The organism is Thermosporothrix sp. COM3, from assembly GCF_059696735.1.
In genome coordinates this window covers 343,962-361,211 of record NZ_AP019376.1, presented here as the reverse complement: position 1 = coordinate 361,211, position 17,250 = coordinate 343,962, and the positions used below count along the sequence as shown (strand labels likewise).

Genomic DNA, 17,250 nt, shown 5'->3' with positions numbered 1-17,250 from the left:
CAGAGAAGCGAGTGGCGCGAAACTCGCTTCTCCGACTTAGAAGATGAGGAGCCGGGTCTGTTCGGTCAGTGATGGTTCAAGCTGTGCCAGCGTCGCCGGGGGCACATTGATGCAGCCATGACTCCCGTTGTTCCCCTCAGGATTGCCACCAGAATCGCGATGAGGAAACTGGGTGAACGGGCCATAATCCTTGCGCCAGGGTGAGCTATGAAGTAGATAGCCGTTCTCCCAGAACTGGATAGCGTGTTGCACCGTGGTGGGCGAGTAGTAATCGGGCGAAGAGGGCGCATCATAGGAATGAAGCACAATATTCTTCTGGTGCTGGCCCAGGCGGAACAGGCCCGGCGGTGTGGGGCGATGATGCCGCCCGGTTGTCACCAGAAAGCTACGTTCCAGCGTGCCATGACGATAGATCCGGACTGCCTGCTCGGTTAGCGAGAGCACTAAAACGTGTTCCTTCTCAAGCTTGAAATAGGAAAGAAGCTGGCTATCAACCGCATGGGGTCGATTGAAAGGTGTCATATCCTCGACATTGGCTTCTAGCATGGAATGGAGAAAATAGGTATCCTGGATATGCTGCAAGGCGTCTGGAGCGTGCTGCTGAACCATCTCGCGTAAGAGGGCTCCTGCTCCATAGAGTGTCCCATTGTTGCCATCCATCGTGAGATAGCTGGAATTGAGATAGTAGTCCTTGCCATCGAAGGCGTCATGATAGCGATGCGCATCGCCCCATTGCTGGACATAATGCAGATACAGAGCGAGCATCTGTGCGGGGTTTTGCTGCGCGAGCTCCTTTTGTAGCCCGGTCAGATAGGTGCCGGTCTGAATGAAAAAGTGCAGGTAAGCCTGCTTTGTGGTCAGGGTGGCGTACTGAGCACGGGTTTGCTGTAGCTGCTGTCGGGCTCTGGTGGCGCGTTGTCCCAGAAGCTGAATACTGCTTTCCAGCATCTGCAATTTCCGCTGTGCGCGCTGCTTCATAACCATTGTTAACTCGGTAGGCGCGAGAGGCTTTTGTGTGCCCGTAGATTGTGAATGAGCCTCTTTTGTGACTGGCAGTGCGGGAGTCATCAGCCCGATAATACATAGGCCACAGAGGAATGCTAATACTATAAGGGACGTAATTCTTCTATAGTAGCTGTTCTTCATATCCTGTTCAAGGTGAGTACTCCTTTCTGCCAGAATGAGAAGGAAGAATGGTACACCAGGTAGGGTGAGGCAAGAAAAAGGGGCTGAGCTTGTCTCGGCCCCTGAGTGGTTGCATGCCTCTATGAACATAGTACCAGAGCAGAAAAGCGTTTCTACCCGGAGTGGATCAGTCGCCTGCATGCGCTTCGAGCAGAGAGTGAGACTGTTGTCTGGCTCGGAGTGCCCGCAAGAACAGGTAGCAGCAGGCGACAAGCAATCCCATCCCCAGACAGCCGATCCAGAGATAGGCAGGGCCCAGGTGCTCGAATACCAGGCCACCGATCAGGGGAGCGGTAAAGGTGGCGAAGCTGCGAGCCGCGCTATGAACACCCTGATAGGATCCATTCAGGTGAGCGGGAGCAATGTCGGCGATTACGGCATTTTCAACGGGTGTACTGAGCAGCTCACCAAGTGTCCAGACGACTACTGAGACAAGATACCAGGGAAAGCTCTGTAGCAGCGCGATCATGCCAAAGCCACACCCGAGCAGAACGGCTGCCAGAGCCAGAGTCGAATTTGCGGAAAAGCGTTCAAAGAAACGGTTGACTGGAATACTGGCGAGTACGATGACCACTCCATTGACGGCCAGCACCATTCCGTAATACTGTTCTCCCAGACCATGCGCTTCCATATCCAGCGGCAGGGCTACCGAGTACTGGCGGTAGATGGTTCCATTGAGCAGGATCAATGTAGCGTAGCACAGCAAGAGCGGATTCGCGAGGGTGGCAAGCAGACCGCGTTTCCCGTTGTCAGCCTGCTTTTTTCGACTTCCTCGGGGTCGTGTTTCGGGAACACCAAACCAGATCAGCGCACCGAAGATGAATGAGCTGAAGGCATCACCAAGAAACATGATGAAATATGAGAAATGGGCAAGGAAGCCTGCGAGCAACGGCCCAACGGAGGCCCCGACGTTATTCGCCCAGTAGCGCAGGCTATAGACTCTCATGCGTTCAGCAGGCGTTCTGGTGAGGTCTGCGATTGCTGCTGAGGCGGCGGGACGAAGCATTCCGGTAAAGAGACTGAGCAGAAAAACCAGACCTGTAATCAGGACGAGATGACGCACGCTCCCAAGTATGACCATTGTTATCGATGAGAGTATCATGCTGAGCGTCATGGTTGAGCGTCTCCCGATCAGGTCGGTGAGAAAACCCCCGACCAGGCTGGCAAGTAACAGGCCAAGCCCATAGAGCGAAACAATGAACGAGGCCTGACCGGCTGAGAGACCCCGGGCCGAGGTCAAATAAATAGTGAGAAAGGGGATGACGAATTCCCCCAGTTTGTTGAGAAATGAGCCACCAATCAGAAATTGCAGCGGGCGCGAAAGCCGCTGTGTGTTTGCTGTCACTGTCCTGTCTTGTCCTTTCTATTCCAATATATGGAATGAAATTCAATATGTGGAAATATGGTTTCAGTATAACGTATGGGAGAAAAGGCCGTCAAGTGGGCAGAAAAAAAACAGGCCGCTGAAAATCATGTCAGCGACCTGTGGAGGGATCGAAATCAGATGGTAGGGATTGGCTGAGCCGGTTGCAGGCAGTGATCAATAAATTGTGAAATTCTGCTGGTATAGGTGACAGGGTCGACAGTATAGGCCATTGCGTGCTCGGCTCCGGGCACAAGATACAGCTCTTTAGGACTGCTCTTGCACTGCTCATAGAGCGGATAGACCATTGCCGTGGGCACGAATGTATCTGTATCTCCATGAATAAAGAGAATCGGGATTTTGGTCTTTGCAACCTGCTTGAGCGCCGATGCCTCCTCAAACGAGTAGCCAGCGAGCAGCCGACAGATCAGGCTGGTCACCGGGACGAACGGGAATGGTGGCAGATGATACATGCGCTTCGCCTGGTAGCTTAAAATGTCGACGACAGATGTATAGGCGCAGTCAGAAATGATGCACTTAACCTGGGGCGGCAGGTTTTCGCCACTGGTCATCAGCACCGTTGCGCCGCCCATTGAGACGCCATGCAGGACGATCTCTATGTTTTCGCCGAGACGCTGGATGAGTGTTTGAATCCACTGAACATAATCTTTGCGCTCATGCCAACCAAACCCGATATAGTTGCCCTCGCTCTGGCCATGACCCCGGGCGTCGGGCAGGAGGACGTTGAAGCCGAGGGTCTCGTAATACAGGTGTGCAAAACCGCCCATATCCTTTTTTGCCTCGCCGCCATAGCCATGCGCAAGGATCACTGTCTTTGTTGTGGGCTCGGGAGCCCGGAGAAAAGAGCCGCGAAGTCGCAGTCCGTCATAGGAGCGAATATCGATTATCTCGAATGACTGTTGCTCGATCCAGGGTGTCTCGTCGGCGGATGTGCGGTTCACTTCCTGTAAGCTCGGGTCTTCTGCCAGAAAGGTTTTTTCGCGACGTGAAATGGCAGTATGATAAAAGTAGAAACAGGAGAGAAGAAGGGCAAGAAGAAGGATGACGAGAATAATGGCGATAATCAGTAGCGCTACTGGCATGAAAGGAGCCTCTCTTTTTTCTGCTAGAAAATCCTGTTGTTTTGAGAACCAAACATAGTATATGCTAACTTTTGTATCTCTACCAGAGGGGAGTACTGACCGGGGGAGAGAGGTGGGCGGGCTCAAAGGTGTGCTTCTACAGCCCGGACGAAAAAGGATGCCAGGGTATTCGGAGCAGAAGGAGCGAAAACGATATAAAGGCATCTGGAAGACGAACCAGATGTGATCTTCTTTCCGGTACCTGAGCGTGTCTGATAGTGTCCTGAGCGGGCTGGTAGCGATGTTTTCTGGCACCGCTACCATGACCTTGCATATCAATTTATTTCACGACAGCTACAAGGCCACCATAAATGAACAGGGGTGGTTGATCGTGTGGTGAAACGCGATACCAGATAGGGGTTGTGCCCCAGACATTTTCTCCCACTACCTCTTCATAAATGAGGACGTGCTTGCGTGGTGGATACGTCGTCACAATTGAGTAGGTTGTTGCGGGGCCGGTACGTACACTCGCCCAGTTGAGGACATCGCCCTCGTTGACTGGCTCCTCTGCTGCGGCAGCTACCTTCTGCACTGTCTGTGTGTGTGCACTTGCCTGCTGAGTGGGCTGTAAAACAAGCAGACCTGCAAGCAGGGCAGCGACAGGGATCATAATGAGCAATGTACGGAGTCGTTTCATGCTGGTTCCTTCCTTCGTTTGAGTGGGACAAACGCTTATATCTCTCCATCCAATGAAAGAGAGTGGGCCTTCTCCGGTAGAGAAAGTGGCTCCCTATTATATAGATCGAATAGTATTGTAAAAGGTAACATGGAGTACCAGAAACTGTCTCTCTATACAGGGGCCGCTTCTTACTACCAGAGTTGTGCTATACTCCTATGGTGCAGTAGAGGCGTGCTATTCCTCCGTGAGTGTCGGTATCGAACCAACCCGAAAATCGGTAAAGGTAACAGGGAAGCCCGGTCCTTGAGGTGCAGCGCACATCAGTCCGACCTGCACTTCGTCAACTGGCGGGAAATAGGCTAAGCGGAGCAGCCGATACGTCTGCCCATCGAGCGCGTATTGCACTTCTACCGCATCGCCCTCTCGCTTGAGACGGAGCCAGAGAGAAGGGGGATTGTCAGGAAGCGCGACGCCAATGGACCAATCGGAGTAGACCCGCGTGACGACAGCGCTGATATGCTGAACGCCATCAAGATATTCTATGCCACATTTGATCCAGTTTTCTGCATCGACGCGTACCATAAGCCCGGCCTGATCGTACAGGTGCTGGTAGGCTCCGCTGAATTGGACCTCAGCCTGAAAGTTCCCCTGCTGCGTCTGGTAGTAGAAATGGCCGCTATCATAGGTAAAGCCATAACTGGTCTGTCGCCAGTAGTCTGTGTTCGGCTCGGTTTGAATGGTGATGGAACTGCCTCGCACTTCCCATCTTGATGGTTGGTTATACCATTCCATGTTCAGCACTCCTGTTGAAGAAAAAGAATCTTTATATATCTATACGAAGCTCTTCAAAAAAGGGGACAACGAATTTCCAGGGAGTGAGGAAAGCTGCATACTCCTTTGCGGAGGTGATATGGCTTCGACGTCAAGGCACGCCCACCCGGCGCAAATGATGCTGCTTTGTTATCAACTTTGAGAGAAAGAAGCATTGGACAGTATCGCGCTTTGCCTGTATACTTTCGGTAAAGCGCAAACGAAAAGCGCAGTAGAGAAGACAGAGAGGAAAAGCATAATGAGTCAGGATAGTAACGAAGAGAAAAAGAGACAGCAGATTCAACAGCAATTTGGGGCAGCAGCAAAGGACTATGTGACCAGTACGGTGCATGCGGCAGGCCCAGACCTCCCCTGGCTGGTAGAAGCGGCAGCCCTGACAGGAAGCGAGCGCGTCGCTGATGTGGCGACCGGGACCGGCCACACCGCGCTTGCGCTGGCTCCTTTTGCGCATGAAGTGGTGGCCGTTGATTTAACCGAGTCGATGCTGGAAGGTGGCAGACACCTGGCTCGTGAGCGGGGAATCACAAACGTGGAGTTTATCAGGGGCGATGCACATGCGCTTCCACTGCCAGAGAACAACGTGGACGTGGTGACCTGTCGTTATGCTGCGCACCATTTTATCGATGTCTCACGGGCGGCACAGGAATGGGCACGAGTGCTCAAGTCCGGTGGGAAGCTGGTTCTTCTGGATTCAATTGCACCTGAAGATGAGACGCTGGACGGATTTTTGAACGAGATTGAAGCGTTGCGTGATCCCTCGCATGTCCGAAATCATCGGGTGTCTGAATGGCTCGTGATATTGAAAGAAGCTGGCATTGAGGCACATGAGGAGCGCTCTTTTGATATTTCGCTTGATTTCTTGAACTGGACACAGCGTCAGCGTACCTCTGCCGAGAATGTGCAGAGGCTGCGAGAGCTCTTCTCTACCGCCTCTGAGCAGATTCGCACGGCTCTCCATATCGAGCCAGACGGGGATGAGATACACTTCACGATTCCGATCGCGCTTATCGTTGGAACGGCGATCTCATCGAACTGATGTACAGGGAAGAAATCTTCCACTATAGAAGATCTCTTCCCGTTTTTTATTACAGCATTACGCTGTCTTGTTCCGCTTCGATGAGATGAGCCAGACACTGAACAGCAGCAATCCGCCACCAATGAGCCGCAGAGCTCCCATCTGCTCGTGAAGGAAGAACCAGGAGAGCAGCGCCGCAATCCCCGATTCCAGCAGCGTGATGATAGAGGCAACCGTTGCGGATGCCGATTTCAACCCCCATTGAATCAGGAAGTAGGCCAGTCCTGTCGGCACAATGCCCATATAGGCAGCGATCGTCCAGCCGGTCAGCGAGAGCGTCAGGTGCAGGTTGCCGCTGACAAGAGCAAGCAGGAACAGAAGCAGGGTCGCCATCAAAAACGTCCAGGCTGTGATCTGGCTACTGCTGCTCCTGGAGCGCTGCGCAACGATTTTCGAGAACAGCATGAAGACCGCATAGAAGCAGCCAGAGCCGAAGGCGATCAGCGTTCCATTGAGTGTCTGCGTTGTCAACCCGATTCCGGTCGCATTCTCCCCGCTCAGTGTTAGAAGGAGCGTGCCAGCCAGCGCCAGAAGCAGCGCGATCAGCAAACGCACGCCCGGGCGTTCATGGAACAGCCATGCTGAGACAAGAGCAACAACCAGCGGCGCCGTGCAGAGCGAGATGACGACGGCCAGGGTGACGCCGATCAGCGGGATCGACAGGAAGAATAGCGTATGGGAACCCCCCAACGCCCCTCCGATGAGCGTCAGCAGGAAGAGATCGGGTAAGTGTATACGCTGCTTTCGCATGGAAGGCCAGGCAAGCAGGAACAGAAATGGGGTTGCGATCCCTACTCGTAAGAAGGCGATGGTCAGCGGTGAGACGTCCTGAACACGATTGAGCAGCGCCGAGGCGATCCCGGCAGTTCCCAGAAAAAAAGAGCCCAGTAGAATAGAGATTGCTCCACCAGAAGCAAGCGAACGAAGAGAAGCACGTGAATGCCTCATACAAGAGCCTCCTGAATTGCTGAATCACTGAAGAACAAGCGAGGGAGGATAGAGGCACAATGAGGCAGGAGTACCACGCACACAGTACTCCTTTTTGATGAGGTCTACGTTGTTGTCTCCTCTATCTCCCGGTTACGCGAAGGAGACAGCAGGAGGAGGCGTCTGAGCCAGATATGGAACGTGCATCGTTTCTCTTCCTTGTCATTTCTATTGATAGAGTTTAGTATACCATAGAATATGCTCCTTTTCCTGCTTCCTGAACGCTGATCCAGAGATCGCCCGCTGCATGATCGCGGGTCACATGCAGATTCCAGCAGCCGGGAGCCGTGAAACGGAAGCCTGTGCCCCACTCCTCACCGGGATGTTTCCAGTTCGAGCCGAGATGTTTTTCTGGCCCCCAGACCGGCTTGAGTTCAACATTGCCGGCGTGTCGAGCGATCGCCTGGAAGGGTCCATTTCCCGTCATGCGCCAGACAATTTTGACCTCATCACCAACTTTGATTGTTTGGGGATCGGCAAAGAAGAGCGCCCAGACTTCAGCGTTCACACCTTGCGCCTGCGTTTCGTTTCCAGGAAGGAACCTGGAGGGCGCACACGTTGCGGGGACGGGTGGCGGTGGAGCATCTGGCTGTGCAGGGGATGAGGTGAGCGCCGGTGTTGTGGCGACGGATGGTTGAAGCGTGTGGCTTGTCGACGTACCAGAACAGGCAACAAGAAAGATAGCCAGAAAGAGGAACGAGATACAGGGACGAGACGCTAACCGGTACCTGTTTTTATGCATTGCCGTCTCCTTTCTTTTCAGTAACGCATACTGGTTCAGAGACAGCATAGCCCGCCGAACTGAAGCGAATCTGAAAAAGGGGAACGCCTGCACACGTTCCCCTTGCTCTTCTCAATCAAGAAAGCCAGGAGGCGCAGTAAAGCCGCCAAAAGCCTGCTCTAGCAGTGAGGCAAAGGTGATAGCTGTGCGATCTTCCAGATAGGGACCGATGGCCTGCAAGCCGATGGGAAGCCCGTGCGGCGTCTTGCCATAGGGGAAGGCCGTCGCCGGGTGGCCGATCAGGGTCGCAACTCCGGGGTAGATCTCAAGAAACTCATAGGGCACGGTCTCCCGATTAACCGGGAGCGTGCGTAGATATGGTGGAGTTTCGATGCCCTGATGCTTAAAGGCAGGCACGATCGTGACGGGCGTCAAGAGGATGTCCCACTGCTGGAAGAAATCGCGGAAGAGCGCCCGATACTGTTCGCGGCGCGTGTGGAGCGCGAGGAACTGGCCCGCTGTTGCCTGAATACCGGCAAGCTTGGCCGCGGTGAAGGGGTCAGTGCTCTGCCGCATCTGCGCTATGATGTGCTCTCGTTGCTCCTGTTCCTTCTCGGCATACATAAAGACGGAAAGCATCGTAATATACGTTTCCGTATATTCGCGCAGGTTGAAGCCATCGGGCTGAACGCGGCGAACCATTGCCCCTTGCTGACGGAGGCGCTCTTCCAGCTCTGCAAGCGCTGTCACAATGTGCTCATCAACCGGAAGCCAATCGACAAAGGGTAGAATTGCGACCCGGAAGTCAGCCAGCCTGTTCTGACGTGCGGCCGGAAGAGAGAGCTTCCAGGCGACGTCTTCCCCGATGACAGGCGCAGCGATGACATCAAGTGCCAGTTGAAGATCAGCCGCACTACGAGCGAGCGGCCCCTGAACGCCAAAGACGGACGCCGGGTTCGGCAGCGGGATGCCGGGCTTACGGCCATAACGCGGGACGGCTGTTTCGCTTGGACGATGCCCGTAGAGTCCACAGAATGCGGCTGGAACGCGAATTGAGCCCGCGATGTCTGTGCCAAATTCGAGTGGTGTCAGTCCAGCAGCAACAGCAGCCGCTCCGCCTCCGGTGCTGCCTCCCGGTGTGCGGTTCTGATCCCAGGGGTTGTTAGAGCGCCCAAAAAGCATATTGTTTGCTTGCCAGTCAGAAAGCCCGGGAGGAACGTTCGTCTTGCCCAGGAGGACGGCCCCGGCATCGAGAATACGCTGTGCAGCGGGACCCGTCTGTGTCGAGACATACTGCTCCTTGTCGAGATCGCCCGCTGTGGTGCGCATACCTGCAACCTCGATGCAGTCCTTGAGCGTCAGTGGAAGGCCTTGCAGGGCGCCACTTTTCTCGTCGCGAGCGTAGGCCTGATCGGCGGCGGTTGCCTGCTGATATGCCTGCTCCTCGTTTGGAATGACGATAGCGTTAATCTTTGTATTGTAGCGTTTGATTCGTTCAAGATAGAATTGCAAAAGCTCTACAGAAGAGACACGCCTTTGCTGTAACAACTGTAGCAGCGTGGTTGCCGTGGAGAAAGGATCTATCATTCAGCCTGTTTCCCTTCTAGCCAGAGGCATGCATGTCAATGCGCCTTTCACGTGAAAAGTTGCAAAACTGTTCCTGTTTCATTCTATGCCGCGCCTTTTGAGTGCGTCAAGGGGAGAGAGCCGCTGCAAGTGGGGGATGTGCTCACGGAGATGCCCGGTTCGACGGCGAAGAAGTTTCATCGGGGTCCAGGCCTCTCCCTCGAAGATAACAACCTGTTGCAGACGCTCAGTAGAAAGGCTGCGCAGGCCATCCGCGACTGCTCTGGCGCTTGCCTCCAGCGCTTCAACAGGATCGTCAGGAAGGCGGAGGGTGGGCTTTTGGGCGAACAGGCTGGCAATATACCAGAGATCCAGTTCAGCGATATGTTGAAGGAGCCCCTCCACGGTACATGTGGCTGTGTCGCCAAGCGCGAAAGGAAAGACGCTCTCAGGTGGCAATGACCGGGAGAGGGTAATTAAATCTGCCCGCGTCAGGTCGGCAATCTGAAGAGCGTTCTGCATATAGTCATGCGGTGGGGTCTGGAGATCAGTCTGAAAGAGTGCCCCCGCCCCATTGGCGCTCGGAACGCTATCTTCAAGCAATGCGATGTCAATCGGTGCCGTGGGTGGTTCGGCAAGGAGATGCTGGGTGTGAAGCCAGGAAAGATGCTGGCTGACAACCTCTGGCGCCAGGGCAAGCGCCTCCTCTGGAGTGCCGGCTGTGACCTGACAACCCGGCAAATCAGGGAAGTAGAGCAGGCTCTGAGAGTGCCAGCGGTCAAGGAGTGCGTGATACTGCATGGTATTTTCTCCGCAGGTTTTCCGTCCAGTGTAGCAGAAAATGAGGATAGCCCGTTTCCTGTTTTGGCCGAGAGGAAAGAAGGAGCCCCACTACCATAGAGTGGGGCCAGATGAAGGAGGCTATGCGCTAGTGGTCTTTGAGGAAGGCGCGGACCGCAGTCATCGACGCAGCATAGCAATCGCGATGGATGCAGTGTCCGGCTCCGGGAATATGCGCCAGAGTGCCATTCTTCCAGAGTTGGGATGCCTTTTGTGCGCCCTCGGGAGTCGTAATCGCGTGCTCTTCTACGTCACCGGTGAGCAGCAAAATCGGGCAGGCCACACGTGGAAGGAGCTCTTGCCAATCAAGATCAAAGGTCAGTTTCTCCATAATATCCGGGGCAAACTGGCGCTTGGATTGGGCCCAGGGCTCAAGCTCGACTTCGTCCCATTTGGGGTTGAATTCACGCGCTTTGGCGAGCAGCACATCCCAGGGGAGTTCGCGCAGAGACACGAACGTTTTCATAAAGTTCGCAGTTTCATTATCGACATCCGCGCTCCGGGCTGCCTGCTCTGTCCAGAAAGGAGGATCTTCCAGCAGGATCGCATGTGGTAGCTCGGGATAGAGCGCCGCGACGGCCAGGGCGGTCATTGCGCCCATCGAGTGGCCGAAGAGATAGGGCTTTTCCAGATTAAGTGCCTGAACGAGCCCGGCTACATCATTCGCCAGCGTTGTGAAGGAGGCGTTCTCAATGGAGCCCTGCGTCTCGCCGTGCCCCCGGGCGTCGGGCATAATGATATCAAACTGATCTTGCAGGTCGCGTGCAACAGGTGTCCAGCAGAGACCGTTGTCCATCACGCCGTGCAGAAGCAGCATTTTTGGTTTGTGCTCCCCACCGGTTCGATGATAGTGAATAGTGAGATCGTTGACTTGAACGGTTCCTTTAGACCATGCAGTCATAATGAAATACCTTCTTTCCAGTTGTTTGCGAGCAGGCTTAGCGAACGCTCTTAATCGGTCGTACGGTTAGCGTGCCAAGCAGCGCGATTACCGCACCAACCAGGAAGAGCATGAAGTAGCTATGGGTTGCATTGATAATGATCGATGCAAAAGCCGGTGCCAGAGATTGGGGCAACGTGTTTGCAATATTGATGATACCCATATCTTTACCCCGGTTTTCTGCACTTGGCAGAACCTGCGTCACAAGGGCTCCATCAACCGAGGTGTACATACCGAAGCCAACTCCTACCAACCCCATCATAATCATAATAACGGTCCACGAAGGGATAGTGCCCAGGACCACCAGAGGAACCGCCATAATAGCACAACCAATGACGATGAAGAGCTTGCGGCTGCGGAAGCGGTCCGAGAGGATGCCACCAAGCACGGTGAAGACCAGCGAGGTAACCATCATGACGATTTGGAGCTGTGAGGCGCCCTGCTCCACTCCCTGCCCGGGGAAGAGCTTGTCATAGTGGACGGCGTCCTGCAAGAAGTAGAACATGTAGTTGGCAGTCAGGAAGTAGCCAAAGAAGGGAATGAAGCGGGTCAACCAGGCCCAGGCGAAATCGGGGTGCTTGCGCGGGTTGATCCAGAAGTTTTTGAGGAAGCCAATCAGGCTGAACGACTGCACATACTCTTTCGGCAGGTGCTTATCCTTCATCAAGAGGGCGAAGGGGATCAGTACGATAAGTAAGGTAATGAGCATGACCAGATAACTGGTTTGGGCATTGCGGATAATCATTCCGACCATCACGGAACCAAGCACCATGCCAATAGAGGCGGAGAGGCCAATAATGCCGGATGCGGTGCCGCGCTGCTCTTCGGGAACCTGATCGGGAATGATAGCGCTCAAGGCTGCCAGAATGAAGTTTGAACAGAGCTGGAAGGCAGACCAGCCAATGAAGATCATGGCGACGTTTTTCGCCATCATCATGAGGGCCAGGGCGAGTGCACTGACGATTGCGCCAAAGAAGATCCAGGGGCGGCGGCGACCAAAACGAGAGGAAGTGCGGTCGCTCAGGGCTCCTGCCAGCGGATTTCCTATCAAGGCGAGCAACACTGCAACGCCTGTAACAAGACCCAGACTGCTGACTTTGTTCACCGGGTCGAGTTCGCCAATTTGCATGGGCAATAGAATACTGCCGATACCACCATAGCAGAGAAAGAGCGACATTTGCGCCAGTGTGAGCGCGATCAGAAATCCAATGCTGACACGTTTGGTTGGGATCGCAAGGGCTTCGGGCTGGCCGTTCGGGTGGATGGATGCGGCCTTCGTGGGAAATGCGACGTTTTCCATAGTAGAATGACTCCCTTTGTCATAAACCGGAAAAATACGGATACCATCAACAATGAATGGTTTCATAACAGACCGGACAACACGCTGTCCTTTTTTGTAACATCTGCGTTACACGTGTAACGTAGGTTGTCGGAAGTATACAACCATAGTTATTGCTGTGTCAAGAGGAATCATGTCTCAATTTTGGAGAGGGTGGGATTCTGCTTTTCGGGTGTCAGCAGGATGTGGGATGGGGTACCACGTCGCAATATCTGATATATTTTGTGTAGCATAGAGGGCATGGAAGGGCCAGGCAGGGATATTGCTGGTGCGAAGAGCGACATCTGAATAGAGGAGAAAAATCGCCGTTCTTTGATTGACGGAGCTCAATAGTTATGTCATAATCCCTGTTGAAAACAGGGGTGTATTTCAGTTATCAGGGCATAATGGTCTGTTTGGAAAGGGTGTCATGGAGAAAAAACAACAGACTCCCGTGAAAAAGCCGCTTACCAGTGCCGATGTGGCTCGAAAAGCGGGAGTTTCGCGGGCCACCGTTTCATATGTCTTGAATAATGTCCAGAACAACCATGTCAGTGAGGAGACACGGGCAAAGGTGTTGCGTGTCGCTCAGGAGCTTGGCTATCAGTTGCATAGCTCGGCGCAGGCGCTGCGGAAGGGCTATAGCAATGAGATTTGCATTATGCATGACCTGCAAACGTCGGTAAATGACGCTGAGATTCAGTTCTATATGCAGCAGAATATTCAGCGTATGGGCTATGTTCCGGTGCACTACTATATGGGCGGGCTCTCTGAAGAGCGGCGGAAGGAGCTGCTACTACAGATCTGTGCGCGGCGACCGGCAGCGCTTTTTGTCATGCCGGGCTGTATTACCGAGGATGGGATTGAGCAGGCGCGTCGCATGGGCATCCAGCATATCGTGTTGCTGACGGCCGAAGAGATTGGGAAAGATACATTCAGGTTGCCAACGGTCAGCCTGCCAACTCGTGAGATGGGTTATCTTGCGGGACGTCACTTGCTGGAGCTCGGACATCGTCGTCTGGCGATCGTCAAGCCATTTCAGGAGCGCCACATACCGGCTTTTGAGCACCGTTTAGAGGGCATGAAGCGGGCCATTGCTGAATCTGGGAAAGAGGGAATCTCGCTTGAGGTGTTTTCGCTCCATATGGAGATGCAGGAGGCGCATGACTTGATTGATAAGCGCTTTCAGCAGGAGGACCGCCCGACGGGGATCTATACTTTTAATGATGAATATGCGCTTCCGTTACTTGCGGCGCTGCTTGATCGCGGCTTTCGGATACCGCAGGATGTTGCGCTTGTCGGCACGGATGATGTCTTTTTCAGCCGCTTTGTGCGTCCTGCTCTGACCACCATTCGCTTTAACAATGCCGCGATTGGTGAGCATGCCACCGAAATCGCCGCGAAGCTGATTCAGGGAGAACCGATTCCCGAGACATTGACGCAACCGCTAACGGTGGAACTCATTCGACGCTCCTCAACATAATTGAGGGGCCTTTCATTTTTTGGCACTGTGAACGCAAGAATTGGATAGGCAGTTCTCTCTATTTGCGTCTACACTGAATGGCGTAGTACACAATGACAGGAGTGCCTATCGATGCATAGAACAATTCAACCCACAATTCTTTACTTTGGTACCCCCGTTGTGCTGATCAGCACAGTCAATGAGGACGGAACCTCGAACCTGGCGCCGATGTCTTCAGCATGGTGGCTGAATCAATCCTGTATGCTTGGTCTGGGCACGCGCTCCAGGACCGTTGAGAACCTTCGCCGTGAGCGCGAATGCGTGCTGAATCTGCCCTCGGCGGACCTTGTTTCCGCAGTCAATCGGCTGGCGATGCTGACCGGAAAGAATCCCGTTCCCGAGAGTAAAGCGAAGTTGGGCTATACCTACGAGCCGGAGAAGTTTCGGGTGGCGGGCCTCACTCCCGAGCCTTCGGAACTGGTTGCTGCTCCCCGGGTAGCCGAGTGTCCGGTTCAGCTTGAGGCGGTCGTGAAGCAGATGCATGCGGTTGATGGCGACGACTCGCACCTTGTCGCGATCGAGACGCGTATTGTGCGGGTTCATATCGATGAACGCCTGCTCAAGCCGGGCGAGAAGCAGCATATCGATCCCGAAAAGTGGAATCCCCTGATTATGAGCTTCTGCGAGTTCTTCGGTCTGAGCGAGAAGCTGCATCCCTCAAAGCTGGCCGATACCTGGCTGACCCGTCTGTATGAGAAGTCCGAGAAGGATAACGAGCCTGCTTCATCCCGTTGACAAAGCTGTTCCGCAAGTGGTACGGTATACTTCAAAATTGGTACGTACCACTTGAAGGAGGCACACGTTGAAGGATATAACGTCGTTACGGGGAGCGCTGATCGTTTCGTGTCAGGCGTTTGAGGGAGAACCGCTATTTGGTCATATGGCTGCTATGGCGGCTGCGGTCCTGAATGGTGGAGCAAAGGGCATTCGCACCAACGGAAAAGCCGATGTTGCCGCCATTCGTGCTATTACCGATGTGCCCATTATCGGGATTCAGAAAACCACGGTTGCCGGGCGCACGGTGATTACGCCGGACTTTTCGCAAGCCCGGGAGCTCGTTGAGGCGGGTGCTGATATTATCGCGCTCGACGCCACGCAGATTCGTGAGCAGGTCTGTCAAGGAAAGTACCCGACCGCTGCTGAACTGATCGCGCAAATTCATGCCGAGCTTGGTTGCCTGGTGATGGCGGATATCTCAACGGTGGAAGAAGGGGTTGCCGCAGTGGAAGCAGGCGCTGATCTGGTCGCGACAACGCTGGCCGGGTACACGCCCTACACGACGCTTGATGAGGGGCCCGATGAGCAGCTAGTGCGCGAATTGACGCGGCGCATTCAGGTTCCGGTTGTGGCTGAGGGCAAGATCAACACGCCCGCCGCGGCTCGTAAAGCACTTGCATGTGGGGCCTATGCTGTGGTGGTCGGTTCCGCGATTACGCGCCCGCACCTTGTCACACGTGGCTTTGTTGATGCATTAACGGAGGCTGAGACATGCTGATCGGGGTTGATATTGGTGGCACGAAGATTGCCGCCGGTGTTGTCGATGCTGACGGCAGGGTGCTTGAGCGCATTCAGGCCTCGACGCCGGTCACTCGCGGGGCCGAGGCGATTGTGACGACTGCTGCTGAGCTGGTGCAGGGCCTGTTACGCTTACATGGCCCGGTCAGCGCGGTAGGCGTGGGCAGTGCCGGACAGGTCGATCACGAGAGCGGCATTGTCGTTGACGCAAACGAGAATCTCCCGGGTTTTCGTGGCCTGCCCTTGCGGGAGCGTCTGGAGGAGCTCCTACAGCTTCCTGTAGCCGTGGAGAACGACGTCAAGGCAGCGGCGCTGGCTGAGGCACAGCTTGGTGCGGGGCGTGGCGTTCGTCAGATGTTGCTGGTTATGGTGGGAACCGGCATCGGCGGGGCCCTTGTGCTCGATGGGAAGGTATATCGAGGAGCGTCCGGGGTGGCGGGTGAGCTCGGCCATCTGCTTTTTCGCCCTGAGCAGGGGCGGCTCTGTCCCTGTGGGCGCAGAGGGTGCATCGAGGGCTATGCATCCGGGCGGGCGATTATGGAGATCTACGCCGAAGAAAGCGGGCGGTCGATTGACGTCGCGACCATCGCGAAGCGTGCCAGAGATGGGGAAACGCTGGCTCGTGAGGTGCTGACTCAGGCTGGACGGGCTCTGGGCCTGACGCTTGGTGGTCTGATCAATACGTTGAGCCCGGAGGCGATTGTGCTTGGCGGTGGCGTGTTGCAGGTCGAGGAGCTCTATCTTCCCGTGCTGGAATACGGGTTACAGATGCAGGCGCTTCCAGTGATGCGGCGTTCCTGTACGGTGCGGCGTATGGAGCTGGTTCATGATGCGGTGCTTATCGGTGCTTCCTTGCTTGCAAAGGAGAGAACAGAGGATGGAAGACGAGGTCAGGCAGCCGACTGATGGGCCGCTCTATACCCGGTTGCGCGACCATCTGGCCGCGGAGATTACGTCGGGACGTCTGGCGGCGGGAACGCGTCTGGCTTCCGAGCGGGCGCTGAGTGAGCGCTATGGCTATAGTCGCCTGACAGTGCGTCGCGCTCTGGCTGATCTGGAAGAGGCGGGCTTGCTGGTGCGGCGGCGCGGCTCAGGCACCTTTGTGGCCGAGCGGTTGATTCGCAAGAACGTGCGCGGGCTCGCCAGCTTCAGCGAGGATATGCGACAGCGCGGCCTGACTCCCGGCTCGATCGTTTTACGTCAGGAGCTTGTTTTTCTGGAAGAGGAGCAGGCGCAGATGCTCAAGGTCGCAGCCCATGAAGGGGCCGTCTGTCTGCGGCGTTTGCGACTCGCGAATGATGTGCCAATGGCGCTTGAGACAGTCTTCCTTCCCGCCGCGCTCTGTCCCGGGCTGGTCAGGCGAACCGATCTTGATCGGGTCTCGCTGTACGAGGTGCTGGAGCGAGAATATAACCTCTCAGCGGATTACGCGGAGGAAGTGGTTGAGGCGGTCAACGCAAGCGAGGAGGTGGCGCGCCTGCTTCGGGTTGCTCCTGGGAGCGCCCTGTTGTGGATTCGACGGCTGACCAGCGCGAAGGACCGAGGGCCATTTGAGTATGTCGAGTCGCTCTACTGCGGGGATAAGTACAGCCTCGGTTTGAATGTGCGCCGTCTGGGTCAATAGAA

The 17,250-nt window shown here is 55.0% G+C and carries 17 protein-coding genes; 6 read left to right on the top strand and 11 right to left on the bottom strand.

Annotated elements, in window-relative coordinates:
• Nucleotides 1–36 precede the first annotated feature (36 nt).
• From KTH_RS01580 to KTH_RS01560, 5 genes are all read right to left on the bottom strand, one after another.
• Nucleotides 37–978 carry a L,D-transpeptidase gene (locus KTH_RS01580; protein ID WP_497616079.1) on the bottom strand — a complete coding sequence of 314 codons (942 nt, stop codon included), beginning with the start codon at nucleotides 976–978 and terminating at the stop codon, nucleotides 37–39.
• Nucleotides 979–1,312: 334 nt separating this feature from the next.
• Complete coding sequence (locus KTH_RS01575) at nucleotides 1,313–2,530, bottom strand: MDR family MFS transporter (RefSeq protein ID WP_497616078.1); 1,218 nt, start codon at nucleotides 2,528–2,530, stop codon at nucleotides 1,313–1,315.
• Nucleotides 2,531–2,685: 155 nt separating this feature from the next.
• On the bottom strand, nucleotides 2,686–3,651 hold the full coding sequence (locus KTH_RS01570; protein ID WP_497616076.1) for an alpha/beta hydrolase: 966 nt from the start codon (nucleotides 3,649–3,651) through the stop codon (nucleotides 2,686–2,688).
• Between the two features lie 319 nt (nucleotides 3,652–3,970).
• A complete protein-coding gene (locus KTH_RS01565) occupies nucleotides 3,971–4,327 on the bottom strand; it encodes an SH3 domain-containing protein (protein WP_111319987.1) in 357 nt (118 codons plus the stop codon).
• Between the two features lie 216 nt (nucleotides 4,328–4,543).
• The gene (locus KTH_RS01560) at nucleotides 4,544–5,101 is read right to left on the bottom strand and encodes a DUF1349 domain-containing protein (protein WP_497616073.1); all 558 of its coding nucleotides are present in this window, start codon (nucleotides 5,099–5,101) and stop codon (nucleotides 4,544–4,546) included.
• A 193-nt stretch (nucleotides 5,102–5,294) separates the two neighbouring features.
• Here KTH_RS01560 and KTH_RS01555 point away from each other — a divergent pair, with 193 nt between their 5' ends.
• Nucleotides 5,295–6,176, top strand: a complete 882-nt coding sequence (locus KTH_RS01555; RefSeq protein ID WP_497616072.1) for a class I SAM-dependent methyltransferase — start codon at nucleotides 5,295–5,297, stop codon at nucleotides 6,174–6,176.
• A 57-nt stretch (nucleotides 6,177–6,233) separates the two neighbouring features.
• On the opposite strand, the gene KTH_RS01550 is transcribed toward KTH_RS01555, so the two are convergent.
• The 6 genes from KTH_RS01550 to KTH_RS01525 all read right to left on the bottom strand — a co-directional run bounded on the left by KTH_RS01550 (nucleotide 6,234) and on the right by KTH_RS01525 (nucleotide 12,569).
• Complete coding sequence (locus KTH_RS01550) at nucleotides 6,234–7,163, bottom strand: DMT family transporter (protein ID WP_497616070.1); 930 nt, start codon at nucleotides 7,161–7,163, stop codon at nucleotides 6,234–6,236.
• A gap of 220 nt (nucleotides 7,164–7,383) precedes the next feature.
• Nucleotides 7,384–7,944, bottom strand: coding sequence for a hypothetical protein (locus tag KTH_RS01545; protein ID WP_497616069.1), 561 nt, complete (start codon nucleotides 7,942–7,944; stop codon nucleotides 7,384–7,386).
• Between the two features lie 111 nt (nucleotides 7,945–8,055).
• Nucleotides 8,056–9,510 carry an amidase family protein gene (locus tag KTH_RS01540; RefSeq protein WP_111319977.1) on the bottom strand — a complete coding sequence of 485 codons (1,455 nt, stop codon included), beginning with the start codon at nucleotides 9,508–9,510 and terminating at the stop codon, nucleotides 8,056–8,058.
• Nucleotides 9,511–9,588: 78 nt separating this feature from the next.
• Nucleotides 9,589–10,290 (bottom strand): type II toxin-antitoxin system HicB family antitoxin, encoded by a 702-nt coding sequence (locus KTH_RS01535; protein WP_497616067.1) that lies wholly within the window; start codon nucleotides 10,288–10,290, stop codon nucleotides 9,589–9,591.
• 127 nt (nucleotides 10,291–10,417) lie between these two features.
• The gene (locus KTH_RS01530) at nucleotides 10,418–11,230 is read right to left on the bottom strand and encodes an alpha/beta fold hydrolase (protein ID WP_497616066.1); all 813 of its coding nucleotides are present in this window, start codon (nucleotides 11,228–11,230) and stop codon (nucleotides 10,418–10,420) included.
• 37 nt (nucleotides 11,231–11,267) lie between these two features.
• Nucleotides 11,268–12,569 (bottom strand): MFS transporter, encoded by a 1,302-nt coding sequence (locus KTH_RS01525; RefSeq protein WP_170142405.1) that lies wholly within the window; start codon nucleotides 12,567–12,569, stop codon nucleotides 11,268–11,270.
• Between the two features lie 448 nt (nucleotides 12,570–13,017).
• Between KTH_RS01525 and KTH_RS01520 the strand changes: the two genes are divergently transcribed.
• From KTH_RS01520 to KTH_RS01500, 5 genes are all read left to right on the top strand, one after another.
• Nucleotides 13,018–14,070 carry a LacI family DNA-binding transcriptional regulator gene (locus KTH_RS01520; protein ID WP_497616063.1) on the top strand — a complete coding sequence of 351 codons (1,053 nt, stop codon included), beginning with the start codon at nucleotides 13,018–13,020 and terminating at the stop codon, nucleotides 14,068–14,070.
• A gap of 111 nt (nucleotides 14,071–14,181) precedes the next feature.
• Nucleotides 14,182–14,844, top strand: a complete 663-nt coding sequence (locus KTH_RS01515; protein WP_111319967.1) for a flavin reductase family protein — start codon at nucleotides 14,182–14,184, stop codon at nucleotides 14,842–14,844.
• Between the two features lie 67 nt (nucleotides 14,845–14,911).
• The gene (locus KTH_RS01510; RefSeq protein ID WP_497616060.1) at nucleotides 14,912–15,604 is read left to right on the top strand and encodes an N-acetylmannosamine-6-phosphate 2-epimerase; all 693 of its coding nucleotides are present in this window, start codon (nucleotides 14,912–14,914) and stop codon (nucleotides 15,602–15,604) included.
• Nucleotides 15,598–16,530 carry an ROK family protein gene (locus KTH_RS01505; protein ID WP_497616056.1) on the top strand — a complete coding sequence of 311 codons (933 nt, stop codon included), beginning with the start codon at nucleotides 15,598–15,600 and terminating at the stop codon, nucleotides 16,528–16,530. The genes KTH_RS01510 and KTH_RS01505 overlap by 7 nt, the downstream gene beginning before the upstream one ends.
• Nucleotides 16,502–17,248 carry a GntR family transcriptional regulator gene (locus tag KTH_RS01500; protein WP_497616050.1) on the top strand — a complete coding sequence of 249 codons (747 nt, stop codon included), beginning with the start codon at nucleotides 16,502–16,504 and terminating at the stop codon, nucleotides 17,246–17,248. The genes KTH_RS01505 and KTH_RS01500 overlap by 29 nt, the downstream gene beginning before the upstream one ends.
• Nucleotides 17,249–17,250: the final 2 nt, after the last annotated feature.